Genomic DNA, 26867 nt, shown 5'->3' on the forward strand with positions numbered 1-26867 from the left:
ATCTAGCCATGCAAGCCCGACATGCCGCGGCCGAAGCGCCCATTCCCTATATCGACGCCGCCACGATCCGCGGTGCAACGCCGATGCGGCCCCTCATTGCGGCGCTGCGTGAAGCCTTTGCACAGGCGGGACACGACGCCGGCCCCGAGCGTCAGGCCTTCGGCTTGCAGGACGATGTAAGCCTGCTCGTCATGCCGGCGCTCGGCGTCGGTGCGGCGGGCGTGAAGATCGTCACCGTCAATCCGGAAGCACGTCCGGCGGTTACCGGGATATTTCTTTTGATCGACGGCACCGACGGCCGCCCGCTGGCGCTGCTCGATGCCACGATGCTGACGCCGCGCCGCACCGCCGCCGCCTCTGCCCTCGCGTCCGGCCTGCTCGCGCGCAAGGATGCCCGGACCCTGCTCATGGTCGGAACGGGCACCTTGTCGCATCATCTGGTCGAGGCGCACAGCGCCGTTCGCGACCTCGACAAGGTCCTGATCTGGGGGCGAAGCGCCGATCGCGCCGCGGCGGTGGCGGACGAGCTTCGCGCTTCGGGGTTCCCTGCGTCGAGCATAAGCAACCTCGATCGCGCGGTTGGAGAGGCCGACATCATATCGGTGGCCACCCTCTCCACCGCACCGCTCATCAAGGGCGATCTTCTGAAGCCCGGTACGCATGTCGATCTGGTCGGGGCATTCAAGCCGACGATGTGCGAAGCCGATCCGCAATGCTTTGCCCGTGCCCAGGTGTTCGTCGACACACGCGAAGGCGCGCTGACCGAAGCCGGCGATCTGCTTCAGGCGATCGACCGCGGATATTTCCGCGCCGACGCGATCGCTGCCGACCTTGCGGAGCTCTGCGCCGGAAACGGCAATTGGCGCACCGGCGACAGCACCATAACCCTGTTCAAGTCGGTTGGCGCCGCGATCGAGGATCTGGCCGCGGCCCGCTTCATCGCAAGGGAGACCGGCCATCTTGAGGCTTGAGCCCGAAGAGCAGGCAATGCTCGCGGGCGAATTCGGCCCGGCGGCGGCGCGGGCGATGCGGCTGCTGCTCCAGTACGGCCGGATCATGGGTGCCGACCGCCTGGTGCCGGTCGTATCGGCGCATATCGACGGTTGCCTCTACCATGGCCCGTCGAGCATCGATTTCGCGCAATCCTTCGTCACCCTTGGCGGCAAGGTTCGCGTGCCCACGACCCTGAATGTCGGGGCGGTCGACGTGGTGCACCCCGAACTCCATCGGGGGGCCGCCGATCTGATACCGGCGCAACGCCATCTCAACGCACTTTACGCCGAACTCGGCTGCGCCGAGACGCTGACCTGCGCGCCTTATCAGCGGATCTTTCGTCCCGCGATGGGCGAGCACATCGCCTGGGCGGAATCGAACGCGATCGTCTTTGCCAATTCGGTGCTGGGGGCGCGGACCGACCGCTACGGCGACTTTACCGATCTTTGCGCCGCCCTTACCGGTCGCGTCCCCAACGCCGGGCTCCATCGCGACGAAAATCGCCGGGCCGGCTTCACCTTCGAGCCTCCGGCGCTGGCCGCCACCGGGCTTTCGCGCGATATCTACTTCGCCGCCATCGGCTATCTGATCGGCTCTGCCGCAGACGGGCGGGTTCCGATGATCGTCGGGCTGGAGGACGGGGCGTCGGAAGACGAGTTGAAGGCACTCGGCGCCTCGGCCGCCTCGTCGGGTGCGCTCGCGCTCTTCCATGTCGCAGGCGTCACGCCCGAAGCCATCCATCATTATCGCGACGTCGAGCCGCCTGCGGGCGCCGAACATATCCGGGCCGCAGCCGACGATCTCGTCGCTGCGGTTGCGTCGCTTTGTCCACTCGAGCCCGGCGATCCCGTCGCCGCCATGTGCCTCGGCACGCCGCATTTCTCGCTCGCCGAATTTGAAACGCTGGCGCCGCTGATCGAGGGTCGCCGCAAGTCTCCGGCCGTCGAAGCCTATATCTCGACCTCGCGCGAGATCGCTGCTGCCGTCGAGGGCGGGCCGCTCGGCGCGGTCCTGGCCGCGTTCGGAATCCAACTCGTCGTCGACACCTGCACCTATCTCGCGCCGGTCGTCGCCAGCGACGGCGCCATCGTGACCAACTCGATCAAATATGCGCATTACGGGCCGGGCAATCTCGATCGGCAGGTCGGCCTGCTGTCGATGGAGCTCTGTGTCCGGGCCGCGATACTGGGCAAGGTCGCGCCATGATCGTGCTGCCCGTTTCCTTCCTCGTGCCGGGAACCGCCCGCGCGGTCATAGCCCGGCTCGATGTCCCGTTGAGCTTCTGGGGTGGCTACAGCGCCGAAGCCGGAATCGTCATCGACCGGACGCATCCGGATTGCGGTCGCCGGCTGGCTGGCACCATCGTCGCCATGCGCGAGGCCCGCGGCTCCTCCTCCGCGTCGAGTACCCTTGTCGAGGCGGCCCGGATCGGCACCGCTCCGGCAGCGATCATTCTGGAACGCCGCGATCCGATATTGACGATCGGCAGTCTCGTCGCCGCCGATCTCTATGGGGTCGATATTCCGATCGCGCTGCTCGACGCCATCTATTGGCCGCAGCTCGGCGACGGACGCACGGCCTCGCTCGACGGGCCGGGCTCGCAAATCCTGGTGGAAGACTAGACAGCGGAGACGGTAGGCTCCGGCGAGCCCCCCGACTCGCCGGAGCGATCCGCGATGTGGCGGGACTGCTGCGCCGCGGATCTGTCTTGTGCTCAGCCCGCCGTCGTCGCCGAACCAAGAACTTCGATAATCTGTTCGATATCGTCGGGGGTGTTGTGGATGGCCGGCGAGATCCGAAGCTGCCGTCCCCAAAGGCGTGCCTGGATATTCGCCTTGCCCAGTCGCTCGCGGACCGCAGCGGGATCGGGAACGAGGAAGCTGACGATCGGCGACCGGCCTTCGCGCGGTGTCATCGGGATATAACCATGACGCGGCAGGGCATCCTGCAGGCGCGTCGCGAGCGGCCTGACCTTCGCGTTGATCGCCTCGACCCCGCGCCCGACCACATATTCGAGCGCCTTGTCCGCCGCCACGATGGCCGCAAAGCTCGGTGTGCCGACCTCATAGCGTCCGCGGGCGCCCGGCCAGATATCGAATTCGGCCACCTCGTCGCCGGGCGCGTCGCCGGGGAAGGCGTGATAGGTCATGTCGGAGAATTGCATGAAGCCCCATTGCGACCGCTTCACGCGCTCCTGAAGGTCGGAGCGGACATAGAGAAAGGCGACGCCGCAGTCGCCCATCAGCCATTTATAGGTGGCGGCGGCACAGAAATCGACGCCTGCTGCCTTGACGTCGACGGGCACCATGCCGAGCCCCTGAATCATGTCGACATAGACCAGCGCGCCGCGCGAGTGCGCGAGATCGCAGACCGCTTTCAGATCATGCTCGAAGCCGTTGATCCACGACACGAAGGAAATGGCGACAAGCCTCGTCTGCCGGTCGATCAGCCGGTCGAGATCGTCGAGGCTGATCCGCCAGTCGCGCGGTTTCGCGACGCGTATTTCGAGGTCGCGCCCGGCGAGCGACCGGTACATGTAAAGTGAACCCTCGTGATGCAGGTCATCGGTGACGATATTCCCGCCGCATCCGGGTAGCCCCAGGCCGTTGACGATCAGGTTCTCGCCCATCGACGTGCTCTGGGTGACCGCGATTTCCGCGGGGTCGGCATTGATCAGCCGCGCGAAATTGGCGCGGGGGCCCTCGACGATCCCGAACAGCGGAAAATCGGGCGGAAAAACGCCGCTCTGCTTGTAACCCAGATAGCGTTGAACCGCATCGGCGGCGGGGGCGTAAAGCGGATGCGTGCCGGCGTTGTTGAGCAGGACCGCCCCCGGCGCGATCCGGAAATCCGCATCCGGCACCGACGGGCCGGCAGCGCGTGCGGCCGCGGGTACCGCCGCAGCGGCCATCGTAGCCGCCAGAAGCTGGCGACGATCGATCCCCCGCTTCGCTTTATCGTGCATTCGACCTTCCATTCCGCGCCGGACCTGCGATCTTCCGGAACGCCGCGTCGGCCACCGCCAGATCCTGGATGATATGCCCGAGCGACTTGTAGGCGGTAATATCGTCGGGCCGGGTGCGACCGGCAACAGCGCCGGTGAGGACATCGCCGATTTCGCCGACAAGATGGTCCTGAGAGACTATGCCGTCTCCTACCGCATGGACAAATTCGGCGGCCTGGCTGAGTGCGTGTTCGCGCGAGTCGACGATATAGCGCACCTTGGCGACAAAGGCGTCGTCGACCTCGCGCGGGCCGACCGTGCTCGATCCGACCAGATTGACATGCTGCCCGGGCTGGAAATCCTTCCCGGACAGGATCGGGTCGGTGGCTGCGGTAAGCGTGCAGACGATGTCTGCTCCGGCCGCTGCCTGCGCCGGCGTCGAACAGACCCGCCAGGCCAACCCGGACAGATAGCGGCGCGCGAAGGCGTCGGCCTTCTTCGCGGTGCGGTTCCACAGCGTCACTTCGCGGATCGGGAAAACCGCCCGCAAGGCCTCAAGATGCAGCGGCGCCTGATCGCCGCAGCCGATAATAGCCAGCGTCCGCGCGCCGGGTCGCGCCAGCGCGCGGCTCGCGACCGCGCTCGCAGCCGCCGTCCGCAGCGTGGTGAGCGCGGCGCCGTCGACGGCGCATAGCGGCCGCCCGTCTGCGAGGTCGAAAAGCAGCATCACGCCCTGATGCGACGGCAGTGCGCCACGGGCGTCGGCATCGAAGAGCCCCAGCACCTTGACGCCGAAGCGCGACAACGACGGGGCGGCCCCCGGCATGAGCCCCATCCGGCCATGATCGGCGACGGGCATCGCCCAGCGCTCGGGCGCCGCGACCGACCCCGCGCTCAGCACACGCATCGCTTCGTCGACGACGGTGATGGCTTCGTTCATGTCGACCAGACGCAACAATTCGTCCGCGCCGATCCACGGCAGATCGCCGAAGCCGGTGCGCACCGTCACATCAACCGCCCTGTTCAGCATTCCGATCCTTGCTTCCCTGTCACTCGCGATACTGCGGTCGATCACCGACACGTTGATGTCATTCGGGCCAATAGCGGTCCCTGAGCCGTGTTTGCCGGTTGGTCATGTCCGCCTCGCGCCCTTCGATAAACACCTGAAGCACGTCGGTCGTGACATCGAGCGGATCGCCGTCGGCGATCACGATGTTGGCGGCTTTCCCGACATCCAGCGAACCGAGCCGATCGCTCAGCCCGAATGCCTTGGCGGGACCGAGCGTAATCGCCTGCAAGGCCTTGTCATGCGGCAGCCCGAACGCGACCGCTGCGCCCGCCAGATACGGCAGATTGCGGGGACCGCCGGCAATGCCGAGCGATCCGATCGAAACGGGGATGCCCTTTTCGGCCATCCGTGCCGGCAAACGCAGGATCTGGTCGTAGCGGCGCCCCGGCTGCGGATCGTCGAAGAGCATACCGACAACCACCGGAAAGCCCGAAGTCGCAATCCGGTCGAGCGACGTGTCGGCATCGGCAAGACCGACCAGCACGATATCGAGCTTGAACTCGGCGGCGAGATCGAGCGCATCGCCCACTTCCGTATCGTTCTTCACATGCGCGATGATACGCTGCTTGCCGCCCAGATAGGGAATGAAGGCTTCGGCGGCCGCATCGTCGTCGCGGCGCTTCGCACCCGCGGCAAGTTCCCCGGCGCGAACGAGCAACTGGCGGACGTAGCCGACGATACCGAAAACGGTCGTCGGATAGTCTGCCGCCCGGCGGCCCTGAAAATTGATGACCAGACCGGCATCGCGGTCGACGACCAGATCGGCCTTTTTGTCCACGAGCTGGATGACCGCAGAGTGACCCGGCAAAGGCCCTTGGGAGCCCGCGTTCACGACGGCGTTGGTGAGGCCGTTATAGCGTTCGACCGCGACCTGATCGGTCGGCCGGACCACGTCGGCGATAAAGCCCCAGGGCACGGGCGTTCCGGCCGGATCGTCCGTGGGTGTTGCCATCCGGGTCGAATCCGGGTCGATCAGACCAATGCTGTTGTCGACATCGAACAACCCCGGATAGACGGTACGCCCCTTGGCATCGATCACCCTGATCCCCGGAGGAACCTTCGTGCCGGGTCCCCCAATGCCGGTGATCTTGCCCTCCGACATGATCAGCGTGCCGTTTTCGATCGTGCCGTGCGTGACGGTCAGCAACTTGCCGTGCACGATCGCGATGTCGTCCTGCGGCGCGGCGTGGGCCGCCGGCGCAAGCGAAAGGACCGCACTCGTACAGGCAAGAGCCAGCTTCTGGCGCCATTTGATCATTGCGCTTTTTCCGATTGATGGGCGAGACCGAGACCCGGAAGCGAGGAATCGAAGAAGAGCTCGCCGTCGATGAACACCTGCGCGGCATGGCCATAGCTCGACAGCGGATCGCCATCCCATATCACGATATCGGCATCCTTCCCGACGTCGATCGAGCCCAAACGGTTGTCGAGGCCAAAGGCGTAAGCGGCATTCAGCGTGACCATCGCGAGCGCATCGTTCCGGTCGAGCGTGCCCTTGCTGTAGCGGATCATCTTGCCGGCTTCCTGCGTCAGGCGCCGCGCAATCGAAAAGCCTTCACCGTGTATCGCGACGCGGACGCCGGCCTTTTTGTCGATGAGCAGGTTCCACGGAATGCCGTCGGCCACGGGCACGCCGCCTCCCCACCAGTCGGTCACGCCGAGGACCATCGACCCGGCCGCCGCGAGCTGTTTCGCAACCTTGTAGCTTTCGGTACCGTGATGAACGGTCCTGAGCGTGATACCGAATTCCTTGGCAAGCGCGACTTCGGCGGCGATCGCCTCGGCGCCATGGCAATGCATCTGAAGATAGGCGGTGCCATCCAGAAGCTTTGCAATCGGTTCGAGCTTCAGGTCGCGGGCCGGCGCGACCGCCGATGTGTCGCCGGCGGCACGGCGCTTTTCGAAATCGACCCAGCTTTGTCGATAGGCGCGGGCGGCCGCATAGACCTTTCGGCGCTCGGTCAGGACATCCTCGGGCTTTTCGATCCCGACGCCCCGCCCCTTCCAGACCCGCGCGGGGGTCGTGCCGCAGGCGATCTTGAGCGACATCGGCGCATCGTCGATGAACATCTCCTCGCGCGGACGGCCGAATTTCATCTTGATCGGGACGGCCTGACCGCCGAACAGATTGCCCGAACCCGGCAATTCGAGGCCGCTGGTCAGCCCCGACGAGAGAAGCAGGTAGAAGCCGTTATCGTCGGTCTTGATGCTGTCGCGAATGCGCAGGTCCGACTGCACCGGGCCGCCGAAGCGTCCCAACGGCTTGCCGTAAATTTCGTTGGTGTCCTGAGGATCGTAGAGACCGCCCATCCCGATGTGCGAATGGGCATCGATGATACCGGGCGTCAGATAGCGTCCGCCCGCGTCGATCACCTTGGCACCGCGTGGTGCGTCGAGTTTCTTGCCGACACCGGCGATCTTGCCGCCATGGATCCAGACGCTGCCCTGTTCGATCGTGCCGTGCGTCACCGTCATGATGCGCGCGTTGACGATCACCAGATCGTGCCCGGGCGCCGCCTCCGCCGCCTGTGGAGGGCCGCAGACCACCGCCGCAGCCAGCCCCAACATAGCCGCCGCCAAGGCGGAAACGCCCTGCGCCTTGCCCGTTTTCCGGTTCAGTCTCATTTCCTGCTCCCGCGCTTCAATTTCGACCGCGTCAAACCGCCGGCTTGCCGGTCGAATGGATATCCGGCCGGCCCGGAACGGCCCGGCCGGACTCGGCATCAGAAGTTCTGGGTCAGCGTAATGCCATAAGAACGCGGTTCGTTGACCACCACCACGAACGGGTTGAAGAATTCATAGTAGCCCTGCGAGGTACCGACGAGCGCCCGCTTGTCGGTGACGTTCTTGACGTAGAGATTCACCCCGAAGCTGTCGCCCTTGACGCCGGCGCGCAGGTTCAGGATCGAATAGCCGGGCAGCCGGAACCGCGTCGCGTCGAGCTGCGACGAGCGATAGGCATAATCGCCGCCGATGTTCGCCCGGAGGCCGTTGGCGAGCTCCCAGCCATAGTCGGCGCCGAAGGTCGCCGTCCACTTCGGCACATAATAGATGGGAAGCCCCTTGGTCACGGCGACCTCAGGCGCGTCCTCGGTGAAGCGGGCGTTGGTGTAGCCGCCGTTCGCCGTCAGGGTGAGGCCCTTGACGGGTTCGAAGGTCGCCTGAATCTCGCCGCCTTCGCTGCGTGCCTTGCCGCCGTTGCCGACGGTATTGAAGAAACCGAAGTAGACGAGGGTCTGGATGTCCGACCAGTCGATCCGGTAGACGTCGGCATCGAAGGTCAGGCGGCCGTCGAGCGCCTTGACCTTCATGCCGGCCTCGTAGCTCCAGATGGTGTCCGAGGTATAGGAGGGCGAGGTTCCCGGAGGCGCCGTGGGGGGAACGCCGCGCGTGCCGCCAGGGCGATAGCCGCTCGCCGCGCGGACGTAGAACATCAGATCGTCCGACGGACGCCAGCGCGCACCGATCTGGTACGTGCTCTTGTTCTCTTCGGTCGAGCGGCTGTCGGTGAGCGAAAAGGGCGGAACGCCGTACAGAAATGCGCCGCCGCGCACGCTGCTCCGCGTCTGCTCGATATGGCTGTAGCGGTAGCCGGCCGAAATATCGAACTGCTCGGTCAGATAAAGGTTGCCGTTGATGAAACCGGCATATTCCTTGCCGACGCCGCTCGCGTAATTCTGGCCGAGCAGCGGCGCATTCGGGTCGACGACGCCGCCTTCGGTGAAGGTCAGATAATCATAGCGGTCGTCGGTCTTCGCGCGCTGGAAGAAGCCGCCAACCGTGAACTCCACCGGTCCGAAGCGGTTCGAGCTGAAACGGATTTCCTGCGAGAATTGCTTGTTGATGTGGCTGCCGCGCGCGGCGCCGGGCGTGCCATATTCGATCGGCCCGCCGGTGCCCGTATAGTTGTAGGTCATGTCCCCCTGATCGCGTGGCGCGACATAGGCATAACCCGTCGACGACAGGAGCGTACCGGCGCCGGTGTCCCATTTCAGCGTGGCCGAATAGAATTCGGTGCGAACCTTCAGATATTCGGGAACCGCGCGGAGCTGCGTATCCTTGCCATAAAGCGGCTCGAACGTCTGCCAGTCGAGGTCGACCGTCGAGAAGCCCTGCGAATTGGTCTGCTGGATCATCGCCGAAAGGTCGACGCTGACATTGTCGACAGGCTTCCAGTAGAGACCGCCGCGCACGCCCCATGCATTGGCATCGTTGACGTTGCGCCCGCCGAGCAGCACGTCGTCGACGAACCCCGGATCGTGGCGGTAGAAGGCGCTGACCCGGACACCAAGCTTGTCGGTGATCAACGGCGTCGTCGCCGATGCGCGGAGCGCGATGCCGGGCTCGCCATTGTCGAACATGGTGAGGCCTTCCGACAGATGGATGTCGGTCTCGGTCAGGCTGGGCTTCTTCAGCACATATTTGATCACGCCGCCGAGCGAGGACGCGCCATACAGGGTACCCTGCGGGCCTTTGAGCACTTCGACGCGCTCGATGTCGTTGGGATCGAGGTCGGGCTGATAGAGGCCGCCGCGCGCGCCGATGCCCGAGCTGCTGATCGGTACCTCGTCGATATAGGTTGCGACAGTGCCGGCCACCGCCTGCGGCGAAATACCGCGGATCGCGACAACACCGTTGCCCGCCGCGCCGATCGACTGGAGGTTGAGCCCCGGGGTCAGCGCCACAAAGTCGGCCATGCTCTTTGCCGCACGTTCTTCGAGCTTCTCGGCCGAGATAGCGGAAATACCGAGCGGGACGGTGCCGAGCGTCTGTTCGTTGCGAAGGGCGGTCACGACGATTTCCGCGTCGCCGGATGCTTCGCCGCTCGAAGGCTGGCCGGCCGAAGACTGGATGGTCGACTGGGCCGCAGCCACGCCCGGCAGCAACGCCAGGGCCGAAACGGTCGCCATGATGGCCATCCCAGCACGAACGCCCGCGTTCATCTTCGCCGTCGGGTTCATTTTGGTAAACGCTCGCATCTTTATCATTCTCCCTGACGAGACCCGGTCCTGCCTCATGCGCTTGCCAGCGCATCCCGGCGGCCGCTTCTCGAATCCCACTCCGGATAAGGTCGCGCTTTTTGCATATTTACGTCAAGTATATTTATACATTATGTCTAAATTCATCGGCAAGAGACTGGATGATCGATTCAAGACAATGGAATCAAGCGATATTTTTCCATTTCGGAAAGACGTTCAGCGACACGGGAGCTCGGCTCTCCCCGTCCGCACGCTACTCCATTCCAATTTTCTGGACCAAATGTCACAGGAGGTCAGCGCGACGCGGGATATCCGTTCGCGTTACGCCGCGCGCTGGATATGCTCTTCGATCAGGTCACTCAGCACGGTGAGCGGGACGGGTCCGGCCATCAGAACCGCAGCGTGAAAGGCGGGCAGATCGAACCTCCCGCCCATCGACTTTCGCGCCCGATCGCGCAATCGCACCAACTCAAGCTGACCGATCTGATAACCGCACGCCTGCCCCGGCCAGACGCAGTAGCGATCGATTTCGTCGCGCGCGGAATCGGCCGGCAACGCATTGTTTTCGATGAGCCAGTCGATGGCCTTCTGGCGGCTCCAGCCGAGCGCATGGATGCCGGTATCGACAACGAGACGGCAGGCGCGGAACTGGATCGACTGCAGATATCCGATGCGGCCCAACGGGTCGTCGTCGTAGAAGCCAAGCTCATCCGCAAGCTGTTCAGCATAAAGGCCCCAGCCTTCGAGATAGGCATTGAAATAGAGCTGTGACCGGATCCGCGGCAGCTTCGTGGTGAACGAACCCTGCCACACATGCCCGGGAATCCCCTCGTGAAAGGTCAGGGTGGGAAGCGTGAATTTGGGCCAATAGCGCATGTCGCGCAAATTGATGAAATAGGCGGCCGGCCGGCTCCCATCGAGGGCGCCGTTGACCTGATAGCCGGCCGGCGCGCTGGCCTCGGCCGCCGGCGCGACCCGCTCGATGACAAAGTCCACATGATGCGGCTGGAATGCCCGGGGTATGAAACGATCGAAGCGCGTCACAATGTCGTTTAGATACGCGATCAGCTCGGCACGCCCCGCGTCGCTGTCGGCGTATAATTGCCGGGGATCGTCGTTGAGCGCCATCACCCGCTCGCCGACGGTTCCGCGATCCATGCCGTTTTGCCTGAACAGGCTGTCCATCTGCGCGTCGAGCGCGGCCACTTGCTCAAGGCCCATCTTGTGGATTTCCCCGGGCGTATAGGTCGTCGTCGTGCCGACCCGCAGCGCCCAGTCATAATAGGCCTCGCCATCGGGAAATTTCGAGCAGCCTGCATCTTCGGTCGCGGTCCTGCGCAGCGCCTCGCATGCCGCGGTCTGGCGGGCGATCGCCGGGCCGACGTCGCGTTCGCACAGTTCCAGCGCCTTCGCTTCCCAATCGCCGGCGAGCCCAGCCGCGGCCGCACGAGCGCTCAGCGACGAAACGAGGCTCCACTTCGAGATGGCTGCCCCCGCGAAGTCGCGTTGCTGGCCGATGACGCGGTCGAGAATGAAGGACGGCGCGACGACGCCAAGGGCGGCGTCGTGCTTCAACCGTTCGGTTTCGCCGTCGAGCCCCTTTGCGAACGCCCGCAGGCGATCGAGATAGGCCTCGACATCGTCCCTGGTCTCGACGGGATGCTGCGACTCGAGAAAGGCCGGTATCGTCGCAAAAAAGCCTGTCCCCTGACTGAAGGCATAGGGCGAAACGCTGCCGGGCAAACCGACAGCGAGCAAATTATTGTCGCCATAGGGAAAGCGCCGGTGCCCTTCGTCGGCCAGTTCGTGCGAATGGACCGCAGCGCGCAGGTCGAGGGCGTCCGACGGCGCCAGCGCATCGGCGGGGACCGAGCGGAGCCGGCGCAGCCGCTCGGCACAGCCGGTGCGCATGGCCTCGGCTCCGGCAAGCGAGCGATCCGTCAGGCGATGCCGCAGACCGGCCAGCACGCCCTTGTCGACGCCGAGCGATGTCGCCGTTTCGGGGGCCTCATAAAGCATCATATCCGACACGTCGGCCAGAACCTCGGATGACTGCGCCCCTGTAACCCCCACCACCCCGCCATCCGCCTGGGCGGTAACAAGAGCCGATCCGGTCATGGCCAGAAATTGACGGCGATCCCACACAGTCATTTGTCTCCTCTCCTCGGACATCAAGGTCCCTCGACGGTCGACGCGACCAGCCGCTCGCCAGAGTTGAGACACTATGCATAATTTAGATTATATGTCTAAATGGAAATTGCGTATTACGGACACCATGGGCCCGGCACGCCCGGACGACAGGTTTCAGACGGCCGCTCGACCCTCTTGATGGCTCCTGCCGGCGGATCACCGGTTTTTGCGCCGCGGTCCTCGCCTTCTCCCGGTACTCAATGACGAGTGAGCCTATCGACGCTGCCCGTGCTCTTCGAGAATGGCGCAGACCCGATCGACCGGCAGCGCCGGTACGTAGAAACGGTTGGCGCCTTCCATCGCTTCGGCGGCGACCATGGCGTTGACGATGGCTTCCTCGGTAGCGTCGATGACCGCTTCGAACATCGGCGACAGGTTGAGGTTCGGGAAATGATCGATGGGTTGAGGATCGCCCGTCTCTCTCACGCCGCCATTCGCTGTCGACAGCGCCAGAAAAATGTCTCCCGACAGCGCCGTTCCGACGCCGCCGAGACGTGCAATGCCGAGCGCCGGGCGCTTGGCAACACGTTTGAGCTGGTGCGGCAAGAGCGGCGCGTCGGTCGCCACGACGACGATGATCGATCCGTCTCCCGCTTCGTTGGGCGTCGGTTGCCGTGTGTCATCGTCGGTGCCGAGCCAACGTGCGTAGAGGCCGGCGTGCTCCGGCGGAATCAGATCGGGATCGAGCGGGCGGGGCTTGTCGTCGATCAGGCGCTCGCCGACCTTGACCCCTCCGAGCCGCAACGAATGCCGGGCGCCGAAATTGCTCTGGACCAGCACGCCGACGGTATAGCCCCCCTGTTCGGCGGGCAGGACGCGCGACGCGGTGCCCGTGCCCGCCTTATATTCGAACGTCATCATGCCGGTACCCCCGCCGACGCTGCCCTCGGCGATCGGGCCGCCCCGCGCACCGTCGAGCGCCGCGAAAACATGCTCCGGCCGGATATGACCGCCATCGATGTCGTGGAGCAGGCCGTCGAACGTCTCCGCGACGACCGGGACGAGGAATACAGTATCATTGCCGCGCCGGCGAACCCAGCTGATCGCCGCGTCGCGAACCACGCCGACCTGATGCGTGTTCGTGATCAGCACCGGGCTCTCGACAAGCCCGCGCTCGTCGAGCCAGATGGTGCCCGTCATCTCCCCGGCATGGTTGAGCGAGGCCCAGGCACCGAAACAGGGCGACAGGCTGTCGCGTCCGCGCGGCAGGATCGCGGTGACGCCGGTGCGCACCGGGCCCTTCCCGACCTCGAGCTGCCCCTCGCCTTCCCACAATGTCGTGTAACCGACCTCGACGCCGGGCACGTCGGTGATCGCGTTGAGCGGGCCGGGCACCCCCGAAAAGGGAATGCCGTGATCGCGGGCGCGTTTCCCCGTCATGCCGCTGATCGGCCCAGGAAGCGTCGAAGATGTCATTTTCAATCCCCTGATGATTTTCGTCGAGCGGGTGAGCTTGGCAGAACCGCGTCCGGTCCACCGTTTCCGTCATCCGGTCGAAGTTTGGATCCGAATCTCCGGCCGTCAAGACACCTACACAGACAGTATGGCCTCACCACCCGGATGGCCCCGCCGCCGCAATTCTCTGGGCGAGGCGCCGAAGCGGCGCTGGACGGCGACCGTAAAACTCGACGGATAATGATAACCGACCGCATATGCGATCTCGGTGATCGGGACGTCGTAACGGTTCAGCATCGCAAGCGCATGCTGCATCCTGAGTTCGGTGATGAAACCGAAAACGGTCTGCCCCGTCAAACAATGGAAATTGGAGCAAAGACTCGTGCGGCTGAGCCCCACCTCACGCGCCAGGTCGTCAAGCGACGGCGGTGCCGCATAGTGTTCGCGCAACAGGTTCTTCGCCCTGTTGACCGCCCGATCGATAAGAGCCGAAGGCTCCGTCAGGCCGCCATCGTCTTTCTCTTCCAGCATCTCGAAGACGTGGCACAATATCTCGACCGCCTTGGAACGAAAGAAAAGCCACCGGCTACGCCCGCTCAGCGAACAATTATGCAGGTCTTCGAGGCAGCGAAGCAAGGCAGGCCCGCAACTCAACTGCTTCGCCACCCTATGGTCCAGCCTATATGCGAGGAACGCCCGGATTACGGTCGGCAGCCCCTCGTCCTGCGGATAGAGGCGCCGGAGCGGCTCGAATTGCAAGCCGCCGTCTATAATCTGTTTGACAAGCGTTATCTCGCGCATGCCAGCGTCGCCGACTATAGCGGCATTCCGGGGTACGAGATCGTGTCGGGCCTGCCCGAACCCGGCCGCAACATCCGCCTGACCGCATCCGTCCGCTTCTGATGGCAGGCGCGGCTGCTCGTCGGCGGCCGCGCCACGCCCTCAAGCTGTGGCACCGCTGGTTCGGCCTGATCGCCGGGCTATGGCTGGCGCTGCTCGCCCTGACGGGCATAGCGATCACCTTCTATGACGAGCTCGACAGCAGGCTGAATGCCGACTGGCGGACGGTCGCGGCGTCGGACAAGGCTGCGCCCATCGACGTCGCCATAAAGGCGGCCGAGCGCGCCCTGCCCGGCTTTACGCCGAACATGATCGAACTGCCGGGCCATGCCGGCGACAGCCTGTGGATCATGGGCCGTGCGCCCGTCGATGGCGCGCCGCGCCCGATCCAGGTCTTCGCCGACCCGCGCGACGGATCGGTGCTCGGCTGGCGCGAAAGCGGCGCAATCAAATTCGACCGGCGGCACGCGATGGACATCGTCTACGGCCTCCATATCGACCTGCTCGCGGGGCCGTGGATGATGTGGTTCTTCGGGCTCGTCTCGCTGCTGTGGGTGATCGACCATGGCATCGCGATTGCGCTGTCCTTTCCGAAGGGCATGCACTGGCTCGGCGCCTTCCGCGCCGGCGGGCGGCGCGGCAGCCTGAAGCGCCTCTTCGATACACACCGTGCATGGGGGCTCTGGTTCCTGCCCGTGACACTGGTCCTCGCCGTCACCGGCGTCACACTCGCCTGGCCCGACGACAGCCGCGAAGCCGTCGCCCTCGTCTCGCCGATCACCGGGCGCCTCCATGAACGCATGGCCGATATCCCCGAAATGCCGCCGGCGATCGATGTCGACGCCGCGATCGGACGGGTCGTCGGCACAAGCAGCGAGCCGGTCCACAGCATCCGCATCTTCCCCGATCATGGCGTTTATGCCGTCCGCACCTTCGACGCGCGCGACCGCGACGATCAGGGGCGGCTATGGACCTATGTCGCGATGGATGACGGCCGGATCGTCGGCGCCCGCCACGACAATGGCGTGACCGCGGGCGACCAGTTCTTCGCCTGGCAATATCCGCTCCATTCGGGAAAGGCCTTTGGCCTTCCCGGGCGCCTTTTCATATTGGCCGGCGGCTTCGTGACGCTCTGGCTCTGCCTAAGCGGCGTGAGGCTCTGGTGGCGGCGTCGACGCCAACTGCTCTGAATATGGCTGCTGGCGGACCGATCGCAGCCATGGAAAGCAAGGTCGCCGTGGCAAGCGCACCGATAACGACGGCAGCATGGGCTTCGAACCTCCCACGCTAGAATGAGCGGGTGAGGCCGATCGTCAACTGGCCATAATCATAGGCGCCGCTGTTCTGCGGAATATTGTTGTAAAGCGCCGCGGCCTTGAGGTGCCAATTGCGGCCGACCGAAGGGCTGGTCACTTCCGCTGCGGCGTAATAGGACGCGCGCCAGTCGCTCACGGCATCGCGCTGGACCCCGACCCCGCCGGCGACCATGTACCGCCAGCCGCCGCTATATCGGCGAAGCTGCAGGACGGGCAGCGCCTGCACGTACCAGCGCGGCGAATAATAATCATATTCGCGCGGTTCGGTGCTGTGAAAATAGCGGGTCCGGAACTGCGCGCTCAGTCCCCATTCGGGCTTGAGCACATGGACATAGTTCGCGCGCGCATGGATGCGGACATTCTTGCCGGTAAACTCCTGCGCGCCCGCCATGAAGGTGAAGCTGTTCCGGTCGTCGACGGGGACATCGAGCGCCGCGCCGACAAAGGTATAATAAATCCCCTCGTTCACGCCGCGGGGGGTCTCCACGATGTCGCGTTCGATGAAGAACTCCTTGCGATAGGGGGATTCGTCGTGGATCGACGCGGCGCCGATGACGGTATCGCCGTCGGTGCCGACCTGCGCATTCCATTTCCAGCCGCCGGATCCGTTGGCGTAACGCAGGAACACGCGTTCCTTCTCGGTCGTTGCAAGACCGAGGGGGCGGTACCAGGCCTTCTCGACCCGCACGCCGAGATAGTCCTCCGGGCTCTTGTAGACCGGGTCGAGATTGATCCCGGCGCGAATGACGTCCGTGTCGTCCGCATCGGTCGATGCGAATATGTCGACGCCGACAGCGTGACGGGGCGCTGTCGCATCATCGCCGGCATCTTGTGCGATGGCCGGAGTGACCGGCAGGAGGCCGAGGGCAGCAACGAGTGCGATGGCGGCATATTTCATTTGGTATCCCATTTTTTCTTCATGCCGATGATCTCGGCGATATAACCCCATACGCAAACCGGCTGCATCAGCAGGCTATAGGCGAGCGCGTAGAACAGAAACCCCCCGGGGTTACGCCGGACCTTCAGATCCTCGTTGCGATACACGCCGCGCTGGATGCGAAAAATCACCACGTTCCACAGCGCCGCCAACGGCAATACCGCGAGCGTCAGCGGTCCCGCGATATAGAAATAGCCGAAACAGGCGAGCACGATGCCGGGAATGAAGATGAAGCTGTACACAAGATCGAGCGGCAGGAAGGCAACGTTCCACCAGATGAACAGCGTCGCCATGCGCCGTTTGAAGAGCAGTCGCCAATGCGCCTTGAACGCCTCCATAAGACCGCGCGACCAGCGCTTGCGTTGCAAGGCGAACTGCCGAAAGCCTTCCGGCACATTGGTGAAGGCGAGCGCACTATCGGCATAACCGATCCGGTAGTCGCGCTCGAGCAGCGCCCACGACACGACGATGTCTTCGCCGACACATTCCGGCCAGCCGCCGACCTCTTCGAGCGCATCCCGCCGATACAGCGAGAAGGCGCCCTGCGCGACGAGCGTCCCGTGATACATGCCCTGCATGCGCTTGACCGACGCGATGCCGTGGAAATAATCCCACTCCTGCGCACGGGTCAGCAGATTGGTGCGCGAGTTGCGAACCATCACGGCACCCGCCACCGCCACCGTATTGTCGGGGTCGGACAGATAACGGCTGACGATCTGCGTCAGCGCATTGCTCCGAACCCAACAGTCGCCGTCGATCGTTATGACAAGGTCGTGCGACGCGGCCTTCAGGCCATCGTTCAGCGCGGCCGATTTGCCGCGGTTGACCTGAAAATCATGCAAGGCGAACGTCGCCGTGTCGGGAAGCGCCAGCGACGCCAGATGATCGCGAACGATATTCGCGGTGTCGTCCGACGACCCGTCATTGAGGATGAAGACTTCGAGCGGCCCGTGATAATCCTGTCGCGCAAGGCTGGTCAGCGTATCGCGGATCCCCGCCGCTTCGTTATACGCCGCGACGAGCACGGTCACGCCGGGCATCGTCCGTTTTGGCGAAACATATGCCAGCGGCCTGCGATCGAGCGACAGCGTCGCGATCAGGAAGGCATTCATGAAGCCCGGAACATAGGCGATAAAGATGATCGCGATGAGAGCGAAAGGCCAGTTCGTCACGGCCGCAAGATCGATCAGCCAGCGCTGCGACAGCCATACGCTAAGTGCCGTCCAGGCAATGGCGATCGTCAGCGCAAGAACAAACTTGCCGCGCACACCCAAATACAGGCGCCGCCACTGTTCTTCCCTGGCAGGCGTATCGACCATAAGTTTCCCGTCCACGGCGCCCCCAGGCGGCCATGTTACACCAACATTTCTTTCCAACATCTTGATAGCCCCCACCATCGCGCTCTTTGGTCATTATGAGCGGCGGGGCCCTTGCAACGTCCCATATGAAAGCGGGATGAACAGAACCGCGCCGCTGGCCTGCTTCGCTGCCCCCCGCGAACGCTAATCACATGTCTTTCGCTATCTTCCCGGCAAGCCGCTGATGCTGCCGGCCCACCCAAAACGGACTGCGGATCCGGCGACGACGATCTCGACCTGCGCCGACTCCCGCGAGACATCGCCATAACCGGACAGGCTGCCGTCACATCAATGTCATGGGCGAGGCATAGCCCGGCACGGCATCCGACTCCGGGGAGATCCCTCATGAACGCCACGACCGCCGCCGCCCCACTCGATAGCGGCGAATTCGAACGCCCGGATCTCGACAAGGGATTGGGCGCGGCCGGCAACCTCGGCTTTGTCGCCGCGATTATCGTTGCGCTCGGATATGTCGCCTACAGCGTCTATGCCGACGCCGCGGCCGCGGGGGTCCATGCGACCGCCTTCCTGCCCTTCGCGCTGCTTTTCCTCGCGCTGGTCATCGCGCTCGGCTTCGAATTCGTAAACGGCTTCCACGACACCGCCAACGCGGTCGCGACCGTAATTTACACCAATTCGATGCCCGCCAACTATGCCGTCGTCTGGTCTGGCTTCTTCAATTTCCTCGGCGTGCTGCTCTCGACCGGGGCGGTGGCTTTCGGCATCGTCTCGCTGCTTCCCGTCGAACTGATCCTGCAGGTCGGGTCGAACGCGGGCTTCGCGATGGTTTTCGCACTGCTCATCGCGGCGATCGTCTGGAACCTAGCGACCTGGTATTTCGGCATCCCCTCGTCGAGCTCGCACACGCTGATCGGCTCGATCATCGGCGTCGGCGTCGCCAATGCGATGCTCCACGGCAAAAGCGGCACCGCCGGGGTCGACTGGGGCAAGGCGACCGAGATCGGTTACGCGCTGCTGCTCTCGCCGCTGCTCGGCTTCACCGTCGCGGCGCTACTCTTCCTCGCGATGAAGGTGCTGATCCGCAACAAGACGCTCTATGAAGCGCCGAAGGGCAACACCCCGCCGCCGTGGTGGATTCGCGCCCTCCTCATCTTCACCTGCACCGGGGTCAGCTTCGCGCACGGATCGAACGACGGGCAAAAGGGCATGGGCCTGATCATGCTCATCCTGATCGGCACCGTCCCCACGGCCTATGCGCTCAACCGCGCGGTTCCCGAGAAATATGTGCAGGAATTCGTCGTCAACTCGAACGCCGCCGAACAGGTGCTCGCGGCGCACGGCGGCGGCCCGGCCCCCACGCTCGCGTCACCGCAGGATGCACGCCGCGCGGTCACGGCCTATATCGCCGACAAGAAACTGTCGCCCGAGACCCTCCCCGCGCTCGGCGCGCTGGTCGACCAGGTCGAAACGCAGGTCAGCGGCTATGGCTCGCTCGCCAAGGTGCCCGCCGCCGCGACCGAGAATATGCGCAACGACATGTATCTCGCGTCCGAGGCGATCAAGCGGCTCGGCAAGGAAAAGACGCTGACCTTCACCGACGCCGAGTCCGAGGCGCTGACGACATATAAGGGGTCGCTCGACAGTGCGACGCGCTTCATCCCGACCTGGGTCAAGATCGCCGTCGCCTTCGCGCTCGGGCTCGGCACGATGATCGGCTGGAAACGCATCGTCGTCACCGTCGGCGAAAAGATCGGCAAGTCCCACCTCACCTATGCGCAGGGCGCCTCGGCCGAACTCGTCGCGATGGGAACGATCGGCGCCGCCGACATGCTCGGCCTGCCGGTCTCGACCACGCACGTCCTCTCGTCGGGCGTCGCCGGGACGATGGCGGCGAACCGCTCGGGCCTCCAGATGTCGACGATCCGCAACCTCCTGATGGCATGGGTGCTGACGCTGCCGGTATCGATCGTGCTCGCGGGGGTGCTGTACGCGATCCTCAGCGCCATTTTCTAAAAAGGGATCACGCTCACGGCTCCGAAGGACGAAACGCCCGGCCCGAATTTCGGGGCGGTCCTGATGCAGCCCGGGCTGGTCTGGGGCTGCGCGCGGACGGACGAGGGTACGGTACTGATCGAAGAATGCGACGATCGGAAAGAGGCCGGCTTCCGCTGGCTTCACTTCAACCTCGCCGACGACCGTACCCCACGCTGGCTCGAACGCTCGACGAAACTGCCCCGCCCGATCCACGACCTGATGCTCGCACGCGAAACGCATCAGCAGGTGATCGTCGAGGACGGGATCGTCGGGCTCGTCCTCCAGGATTTCGAGCGCGACTTCGATGCCGCCGAAACCTCGCAGATCGGGGCGCTCCACATCGTTATCGCGCCCGGCCTGATGCTCACCGGCCGCTATCACCCGATCCGCTCGGCCGACATCATCCGTCAGCGGATTGCCGCGGGCTACGACGTCCGCGACGGCGCGGCCGCCCTTAACCTGGCCGTCGGTACGATGATCGACGGGCTCAGCCAGCATGTCCACGGCCTCGCGCACGGCATCCAGACCGCCGAGGACGAGTTTCTCAACGAGCGGATGAACCCCGCGACGCGCGACCTCATCGCGGTGCGCCGCCGCGGCGCGCGGCTGCACCGCCTCGTTTCGGGGATGCGCGCGACGCTGGTCCGGCTCGAAAAGGATCCCGACCTGCCCGGCATCTTCCTCCCGGTTGCCGAGCTCCATGTCCAGCGCCTCCATGCGCTCGACACCGACGTCGCGAGCACGCAGGCCCAGCTCCGCGACGAGCTAGACCTGCAGGCGGCGCAGAAGACCAACCAGAATCTCTATTTCCTGTCGGTGATCAGCGCGCTGCTGCTCCCCGCGACGCTCGTCACGGGCTTTTTCGGCATGAACACCGGCGGTCTGCCCTTCGCGCACACGCAGGCGGGGACCTTCGTCGCCGCGCTGGCCGCCATCACTTCGTCGGTCGCAACCTGGCTGCTGCTCCGCCGCCGGCCCTAATACAGCTCGGGCACATAGATTTCGGGCGGGATCGGATGCCGCTCGTAATCGGCGTGCCGGACCCGCGCGGGCAGCACCACCGCCGGCCGCTCGACCTCCTGATAAGGAATCTGCGTCAGCAGATGGCTGATGCAATTGAGCCGCGCCTTCTTCTTGTCGACCGCCTCGACAACCCACCAGGGCGCCTCGGCGATATGCGTGCGCTCCAGCATATCTTCCTTCGCGCGTGTATAATCCTCCCAGCGCCGCCGCGATTCGACGTCCATCGGCGACAGCTTCCACTGCTTCAGCGGATCGTGGATGCGCATCTGGAAACGGAACTGCTGCTCCTCGTCGGTGATCGAGAACCAGTATTTGACGAGGATGATCCCCGACCGCACCAGCATCCGCTCGAACTCGGGGACCGAGCGAAAAAATTCCTCGCACTCTTCCTCGGTGCAGAAACCCATCACCCGCTCGACCCCGGCCCGGTTGTACCAGCTCCGGTCGAACAGCACGATCTCGCCCGCCGCCGGCAGATGCGGAACATAGCGCTGGAAATACCATTGCGTCCGCTCGCGCTCGCTCGGCGCGGGGAGCGCGACGACGCGGCAGACGCGCGGATTGAGCCGCTGGGTGATGCGCTTGATCGCACCGCCCTTGCCCGCCGAATCGCGTCCCTCGAACAATACCGCGACCTTCAGTCCCTGTGTCTGCACCCAGTCCTGCAGGACCACGAGTTCGTGCTGCAGCCGGAACAGTTCGCGGAAATAGAGGCGCCGGTCGAGCGCCTCGCGGTCGGGATGGTCCGACAGATCGTCGAGCAATGCCTCGAGCCGGCTTTCGTCCATCTCCATCTCCAGCTCCTCGTCGAAGCTGTCGGCGATTTCATCCTTGATACGGTCGAGATCGGAAAGGCTGTCATCCATGGCGAGGCTCCTGCTGCCTTCGCGCATCGCTATGACCACAAGATTGCCGGCCTGTGACAGGACGGCCGGGGGTGAGGCGTCGCCGCTCCATCCCCATCCCGGACCCGATAAATCAAACGCTCGCGATCGCCGCATCCGGCACAACCGCGCCCGCATCATCGCCGAGATAGGGCGCGATCGCCGCGGCGAAGCGCGCGACATTGTCCTCGTTCAGGCCGGCGATGTTGATGCGGCCCGAGGCCGGCATATAGATCGCATGCTGGGCGCGCAGCGCCTCGACCGCCGCAGCATCGATCGGCAACAGCGCAAACAGCCCCTGCTGATCCGCGATCGAGGCGAGCGCGGGATGGGTCGCCGCGAGCAGTGTGCGGAGCCGGTTGATGCGCGCACACATCGTATCGAGTTCGGCGCGCCATTCCGCCGCCAGATCGTCATCCTCGAGGATGACGCGGACGACCGCAGCGCCATGATCGGGCGGCATCGACCACAGGCTTCGCGCCAGCACGAGCATGGTGTCGCGCACCGCAGCGCTGGTTTCGGGCGCGGCGGACTGGACCCAAAGCGCCCCGACCCGTTCGCGATAAAGCGCGAAATTCTTGTCGCAGCTATAGGCCAGCAACGCCTCGGGGACGGCCGCAAGAAGCGTGCGCGTGCCCGCGGCATCGGCATCGAGGTCCCTGCCGAGGCCCTGATAGGCAAGGTCGACGAAGGGGATCAGGCGGCGCTCGGCCAGCTTGGCGACGAGGCGCTGCCATTGGTCCGGCGACAGCGCGGTGCCGGTCGGGTTGTGGCAGCAGCCGTGCAAAAGGATGACATCGCCCGGGGCAGCCGCATCGAGGCTGGAGAGAAAGGCCTGCTCGTCGATCCCGGCCTTTTCGGCATCGAAATAGGCATGGTGCCGAACGGTCAGCCCGGCCTCGCGGAAGATCGGCTCATGGTTGGGCCAGGTCGGCGTTCCCACCCAGATGATGCCTGCCCCGGACCGCGCGAGCAGTTCGGCGCCCAGGCGCAGCGCCCCCGTGCCGCCCGGCGTCTGCACCCCGGTGATGAGGTCGCTGGCCGCGAGTTCGGGCCCCAGCGCGATCCCGGCCAGCAGGTCGGTAAAGCGCTGGTCGCCCTCGGCGCCCAGATAGGCTTTCGACGGCTGCGCGGCGAGCAGGCGCGCCTCCGCCTGCTTGACCGCGCGCATGACAGGCGTCGCGCCCGACGCGTCGCGATAGACGCCGACCCCGACATCGATCTTGTCGGGCCGCGGATCGGCGCGGTGCATGCCGATGACCGCGAGCAGCGCATCGGGCGGCTGGCGGTCGAGCGCACCGAAAAGCTGACCGCTGCTCATGCGGCCTGCTCGCGGGCATAGCGCTGCGTGCCGCGCGTATAGACATGGTCGGTCGGCAGGATCGCTTCGATCTCGATATCCTCCTGCCCTTCCAGCTCGGCATAAAGCGGACCGAAATCGGTGTTGAGCGTCTGGTCGAGAAGATCCTCGAAGCTGTCGATCACGAAATAATTCTGCTGGAAATCGTCAATGCGATATTTGGTCCGCATCAAGCGCCGCAGGTCGAAACCGATGCGGTTCGGCGACGGATCGTCGAGCGCGAAGACCGACTCGGTGTAGGAAGAGACGATGCCGGCACCGTAAAGCTTCAGCCCGCCTTCGGAACGGACGAGGCCGAATTCGACGGTGTACCAATAGAGGCGCGCGAGCTTTTCGATGACGCCCGCCTGCGCGGCGCGGCGGCCCCCTTCGCCATAGGCCTGCATATAATCGGCGAAGACCGGGTGCGCGAGCAGCGGCACATGGCCGAAGACGTCGTGGAACACGTCGGGTTCCTGCAGATAGTCGAGCTGATCGGGACGCCGGATGAAATTGCCCGAGACGAAGCGGCGATTGGCGAGATGGTCGAAAAACACGTCGTCGGGGACGAGGCCGGGGACAGCAACGACCTGCCATCCGGTCGCCTTCATCAGTCGTTCGGATAATTCGTCGAAATCGGGAATGCCCGGCTTCGACAGGCGCAGCATATCGAGGCCGTCGATGAATTCGGGCGTCACGCGGTCCGGCAGCAACCGAGCCTGACGGTCGAACAGCGTGTCCCAGGTCGCATGATCCTCCGCCGTATAGGCGTCCCAATCCTGCGGGATGGTCCAATCCGCGGCGGTGCCGTCGGGGCGAATGAGGATGTCCTGTGCCATGCGCCGATAATGCCGCGTCACGTCGGAAATTGCTTTTCAAAATCGCGCCGATTATGGCATATTCTGAAACAGGAATTTCCTGTTAGCTCAAAAATTGAAACAGGGTTCGATCTTGGACGCAATAGACCGAAGAATCGTTGCAGAGCTGCAGCGCGACGCATCGCTCAGCCATGCCGAACTGGGCGAGCGCGTCGGCGCGTCGAGCGCATCTTGCTGGCGCCGCGTGCGGGCGCTGGAGGAAGCGGGCATCCTCACCGGCCATGTCCGTCTCGTCGACCCTGCCCGGATCGGGCGCGGCGTCACCGTGCTGTGCAACATCCGCGTGCGCAGCCACAGCATCGACGACCGGGTCCGTTTCGAGCAGTTCGTCCAATCCTGTCCTGAAATCGTCGAATGCTTCTCGATGTCGGGCGACTGGGATTATCTGCTGCGCGTCGTGGTCGCGGACGTCGCCGGTTATAACAGCTTCCTGATGGACACCGTGCTGGCGCATCCGGCGGTCGCCGGCGGCTCTTCGCATTTCGCGCTGGGAACGACCAAATATACGACCGCCCTGCCGATCTGACCGGGCCGTCTCGTTTGCCGGCCCGCCGGGTCAGGCGAGGCGCTTGAGCGCTTCGCCCAGCGTCGAGACGATCCGGTCGATATGCCCGGTCTCGGCGATCAGCGGCGGCGACAGCGCGACGATGTCGCCGGTCACGCGGATCAGCAGGCCGCGTTCGAAACAGTCGACGAACAGGTCATAGGCCCGTTCGCCGGCCGCACCGTCGCGCGACGCGAGTTCGATCCCGGCGACAAGGCCGATGGTGCGGATGTCGATCACATGCGGCAGGCCGCGCAGGCTGTGCATCGCCTCGCTCCAGTCCGGCGCGATATCGCCGGCGCGCGTCAACAGCCCTTCGCCGGCATAGATGTCGAGCGCCGCGAGTCCCGCCGCGCAAGCGACGGGATGCCCCGAATAGGTATAGCCGTGGAACAGTTCGATCTGCGCCTCGGGACCGTGCATCAGGGCATCATGGACCGCGCGGCTCGCGAACACCGCGCCCATCGGGATGCAGCCGTTGGTAAGCCCCTTGGCCGTCGTCACCAGATCGGGGACCACCCCGAAATAATCGACCGCGAAGGGCGCACCAAGCCGTCCGAAACCGGTGATCACCTCGTCGAAGATCAGCAGGATGCCGTGGCGGGTGCAGATTTCGCGCAGCCGCTCGAGGTAATTTACGGGCGGCAGCAGCACGCCGGTCGATCCGGCCACCGGCTCGACGATCACCGCCGCGATCGTCTCGGCGCCGTGTAGCGCGACCAGCCGCTCGAGATCGTCGGCCAGTTCGGCGCCATGCTCGGGCAGGCCGCGGCTGAACGCATTGCGCGCCGGATCGTGCGTGTGACGCAGATGGTCGGTCCCCGGCAGTTGCGGAAACACCCGCCGGTTGTTGACCAGACCGCCCACCGAAATGCCGCCGAAACCGACGCCGTGATAACCGCGCTCGCGGCCGATCAGGCGGGTGCGCGTGCCCTGGCCGATCGCCCGCTGATAGGCGACCGCGATCTTCAGCGCGGTGTCGACCGCCTCCGACCCCGACCCCGCGAAAAAGACGCGGTCGAGCCCCGCCGCCGGTCCGCCGGGCGCGATCGCCGCGAGACGCTCGGCGAAATCGAACGCGATCGGGTGGCCCATCTGGAAGCTCGGGGCATAATCCATCGTGTCGAGCTGGCGCGCCACCGCTTCGCTGATCTGGCGCCGGCCGTGACCCGCGTTGACACACCAAAGCCCGGCGGTGCCGTCGAGCACCTCGCGGCCGTCGACGCTCGTATAATACATGCCCTGCGCCGCCGAGAGCAGGCGCGGCGCCACCTTGAACTGGCGGTTGGCGGTAAACGGCATCCAATAGGCGTCGAGCGACGGCGCATTGGCGAGCGGTGTATCGGGCATGTCGGCTTCCTTGTTTATCCGGCGCTTAGAGAAGCCCGTCAAAGCAGGCGCAACAAGCCCTTTACTTCGTCGCACGCCGGTGGCGGAATTTCATGCTTTCTGCCACAGCCTGTTGCGATATATCGAACATCTGCAACATAAGGAAGCGATGGATGAGCGTCGATGTCGGGGCGAGGCTGCGATTTGTTCGGACCCAATATGGCCTGTCGCAACGCCAGCTCGCCAAAAAGGCGGGCGTGACCAACTCGACGATCTCGCTCATCGAGGCGAACCAGACCAACCCGTCGGTCGGCGCGTTGAAACGCATCCTCGACGGCATCCCGATCGGCCTCGCCGAATTTTTCGCGATCGAGCCCGATCGCCCGGCGCAGATATTCTATCGCGCCGACGAACTGACCGAGATCGGCAAGGGGCCGGTCTCCTACCTCCAGATCGGCCGCAGCGCGGCGGGGCGTGCGCTGCAAATCCTGAAGGAACGCTATGAGCCCGGCGCGGATTCGGGGCGCATCGCGCTCGTCCACGAAGGCGAAGAGGGCGCGATCATCATCAGCGGGCGGCTGGAGGTAACGGTCGACGACGAGCGCAGCATTCTCGGCCCCGGCGACGCTTATTATTTCGACAGCCGCCGGTCGCATCGCTTCCGCTGCGTGGGGCCCGAGCCTTGCGAACTGGTCAGCGCCTGCACGCCGCCGACATTCTGATTTCTCCCGGCTTCCCGCGATGATTTGACCGGCCGCCACCACCGCGCGGGCCGCCACGCCATAGCTATCAGTCTTTGTCATCATTCGGACGAACTTCGTCACCGGACAAGCGCCCCGCCCCAACCCTAGATC

General features: G+C 64.8%; 23 protein-coding genes. 9 read left to right on the forward strand and 14 right to left on the reverse strand.

Going from position 1 to position 26867, the window contains the following annotated elements; all coding sequences use genetic code 11:
• Positions 1 to 8: 8 nt before the first annotated feature.
• Genes V6U71_RS16085 through V6U71_RS16095 form a run of 3 tightly spaced genes read left to right on the forward strand, consistent with a single transcriptional unit; the run spans position 9 to position 2615 of the window.
• Entirely contained in the window at positions 9 to 971 is a 963-nt protein-coding gene (locus V6U71_RS16085) for an ornithine cyclodeaminase family protein (RefSeq protein WP_411339390.1), read from the forward strand.
• Positions 961 to 2199 carry an aconitase X gene (locus tag V6U71_RS16090; RefSeq protein ID WP_411339391.1) on the forward strand — a complete coding sequence of 413 codons (1239 nt, stop codon included), beginning with the start codon at positions 961 to 963 and terminating at the stop codon, positions 2197 to 2199. The genes V6U71_RS16085 and V6U71_RS16090 overlap by 11 nt, the downstream gene beginning before the upstream one ends.
• Positions 2196 to 2615 carry an aconitase X swivel domain-containing protein gene (locus tag V6U71_RS16095; RefSeq protein WP_411339392.1) on the forward strand — a complete coding sequence of 140 codons (420 nt, stop codon included), beginning with the start codon at positions 2196 to 2198 and terminating at the stop codon, positions 2613 to 2615. The genes V6U71_RS16090 and V6U71_RS16095 overlap by 4 nt, the downstream gene beginning before the upstream one ends.
• A 92-nt stretch (positions 2616 to 2707) precedes the next feature.
• Here the strand turns inward: V6U71_RS16095 and V6U71_RS16100 are convergent, their stop codons facing one another.
• The 8 genes from V6U71_RS16100 to V6U71_RS16135 form a co-directional block, all read right to left on the reverse strand.
• Complete coding sequence (locus V6U71_RS16100) at positions 2708 to 3958, reverse strand: aminotransferase class V-fold PLP-dependent enzyme (RefSeq protein WP_411339393.1); 1251 nt, start codon at positions 3956 to 3958, stop codon at positions 2708 to 2710.
• Positions 3948 to 4967: an ornithine cyclodeaminase family protein gene (locus V6U71_RS16105; protein ID WP_411339394.1), complete on the reverse strand. Its 1020-nt coding sequence runs from the start codon at positions 4965 to 4967 to the stop codon at positions 3948 to 3950. Before V6U71_RS16105 ends, V6U71_RS16100 begins: the two co-directional genes overlap by 11 nt.
• Before the next feature lie 58 nt (positions 4968 to 5025).
• Complete coding sequence (locus V6U71_RS16110) at positions 5026 to 6264, reverse strand: amidohydrolase family protein (protein ID WP_411339395.1); 1239 nt, start codon at positions 6262 to 6264, stop codon at positions 5026 to 5028.
• Entirely contained in the window at positions 6261 to 7631 is a 1371-nt protein-coding gene (locus V6U71_RS16115; RefSeq protein ID WP_411339396.1) for an amidohydrolase family protein, read from the reverse strand. The genes V6U71_RS16110 and V6U71_RS16115 overlap by 4 nt, the downstream gene beginning before the upstream one ends.
• Before the next feature lie 98 nt (positions 7632 to 7729).
• Positions 7730 to 9916, reverse strand: coding sequence for a TonB-dependent receptor (locus V6U71_RS16120; RefSeq protein WP_411339397.1), 2187 nt, complete (start codon positions 9914 to 9916; stop codon positions 7730 to 7732).
• A 390-nt stretch (positions 9917 to 10306) separates the two neighbouring features.
• The gene (locus V6U71_RS16125; RefSeq protein ID WP_411339398.1) at positions 10307 to 12103 is read right to left on the reverse strand and encodes a DUF885 domain-containing protein; all 1797 of its coding nucleotides are present in this window, start codon (positions 12101 to 12103) and stop codon (positions 10307 to 10309) included.
• A 285-nt stretch (positions 12104 to 12388) separates the two neighbouring features.
• Entirely contained in the window at positions 12389 to 13555 is a 1167-nt protein-coding gene (locus V6U71_RS16130) for a P1 family peptidase (protein ID WP_411339399.1), read from the reverse strand.
• A gap of 150 nt (positions 13556 to 13705) precedes the next feature.
• Positions 13706 to 14236 carry a helix-turn-helix transcriptional regulator gene (locus V6U71_RS16135; protein WP_411339400.1) on the reverse strand — a complete coding sequence of 177 codons (531 nt, stop codon included), beginning with the start codon at positions 14234 to 14236 and terminating at the stop codon, positions 13706 to 13708.
• A gap of 87 nt (positions 14237 to 14323) precedes the next feature.
• Between V6U71_RS16135 and V6U71_RS16140 the strand changes: the two genes are divergently transcribed.
• The gene (locus tag V6U71_RS16140; protein ID WP_411339401.1) at positions 14324 to 14473 is read left to right on the forward strand and encodes a hypothetical protein; all 150 of its coding nucleotides are present in this window, start codon (positions 14324 to 14326) and stop codon (positions 14471 to 14473) included.
• Entirely contained in the window at positions 14473 to 15600 is a 1128-nt protein-coding gene (locus V6U71_RS16145) for a PepSY-associated TM helix domain-containing protein (protein ID WP_411339402.1), read from the forward strand. The genes V6U71_RS16140 and V6U71_RS16145 overlap by 1 nt, the downstream gene beginning before the upstream one ends.
• A 97-nt stretch (positions 15601 to 15697) precedes the next feature.
• Here the strand turns inward: V6U71_RS16145 and V6U71_RS16150 are convergent, their stop codons facing one another.
• Entirely contained in the window at positions 15698 to 16624 is a 927-nt protein-coding gene (locus V6U71_RS16150; RefSeq protein WP_411339403.1) for a hypothetical protein, read from the reverse strand.
• A complete protein-coding gene (locus V6U71_RS16155; RefSeq protein ID WP_411339404.1) occupies positions 16621 to 17997 on the reverse strand; it encodes a glycosyltransferase in 1377 nt (458 codons plus the stop codon). Before V6U71_RS16155 ends, V6U71_RS16150 begins: the two co-directional genes overlap by 4 nt.
• A gap of 369 nt (positions 17998 to 18366) precedes the next feature.
• Between V6U71_RS16155 and V6U71_RS16160 the strand changes: the two genes are divergently transcribed.
• Together V6U71_RS16160 and V6U71_RS16165 are read left to right on the forward strand one after the other, a co-directional pair.
• Complete coding sequence (locus V6U71_RS16160; protein ID WP_411339405.1) at positions 18367 to 19995, forward strand: inorganic phosphate transporter; 1629 nt, start codon at positions 18367 to 18369, stop codon at positions 19993 to 19995.
• A gap of 63 nt (positions 19996 to 20058) precedes the next feature.
• A complete protein-coding gene (locus V6U71_RS16165) occupies positions 20059 to 20997 on the forward strand; it encodes a CorA family divalent cation transporter (RefSeq protein WP_411339406.1) in 939 nt (312 codons plus the stop codon).
• Here V6U71_RS16165 and ppk2 read toward each other — a convergent pair.
• The 3 genes from ppk2 to phhA form a co-directional block, all read right to left on the reverse strand.
• The gene (gene ppk2, locus V6U71_RS16170) at positions 20994 to 21905 is read right to left on the reverse strand and encodes a polyphosphate kinase 2 (RefSeq protein ID WP_411339407.1); all 912 of its coding nucleotides are present in this window, start codon (positions 21903 to 21905) and stop codon (positions 20994 to 20996) included. The genes V6U71_RS16165 and ppk2 overlap by 4 nt on opposite strands.
• A 112-nt stretch (positions 21906 to 22017) precedes the next feature.
• Entirely contained in the window at positions 22018 to 23244 is a 1227-nt protein-coding gene (locus V6U71_RS16175; RefSeq protein ID WP_411339408.1) for an amino acid aminotransferase, read from the reverse strand.
• Positions 23241 to 24101: a phenylalanine 4-monooxygenase gene (gene phhA / locus V6U71_RS16180; protein ID WP_411339409.1), complete on the reverse strand. Its 861-nt coding sequence runs from the start codon at positions 24099 to 24101 to the stop codon at positions 23241 to 23243. The genes V6U71_RS16175 and phhA overlap by 4 nt, the downstream gene beginning before the upstream one ends.
• A gap of 112 nt (positions 24102 to 24213) precedes the next feature.
• On the opposite strand from phhA, the gene V6U71_RS16185 reads away from it, so the two are divergent.
• Positions 24214 to 24666 carry an Lrp/AsnC family transcriptional regulator gene (locus V6U71_RS16185; protein WP_411339410.1) on the forward strand — a complete coding sequence of 151 codons (453 nt, stop codon included), beginning with the start codon at positions 24214 to 24216 and terminating at the stop codon, positions 24664 to 24666.
• A gap of 30 nt (positions 24667 to 24696) precedes the next feature.
• On the opposite strand, the gene V6U71_RS16190 is transcribed toward V6U71_RS16185, so the two are convergent.
• Positions 24697 to 26034, reverse strand: coding sequence for an aspartate aminotransferase family protein (locus V6U71_RS16190; RefSeq protein ID WP_411339411.1), 1338 nt, complete (start codon positions 26032 to 26034; stop codon positions 24697 to 24699).
• A 152-nt stretch (positions 26035 to 26186) separates the two neighbouring features.
• Between V6U71_RS16190 and V6U71_RS16195 the strand changes: the two genes are divergently transcribed.
• Positions 26187 to 26735 carry a cupin domain-containing protein gene (locus V6U71_RS16195; protein ID WP_054730985.1) on the forward strand — a complete coding sequence of 183 codons (549 nt, stop codon included), beginning with the start codon at positions 26187 to 26189 and terminating at the stop codon, positions 26733 to 26735.
• The last annotated feature ends 132 nt before the right edge of the window (positions 26736 to 26867 follow it).

The sequence above is a fragment of the Sphingopyxis sp. J-6 genome, assembly GCF_046603995.1.
Classification (GTDB): Bacteria; Pseudomonadota; Alphaproteobacteria; order Sphingomonadales; family Sphingomonadaceae; genus Sphingopyxis.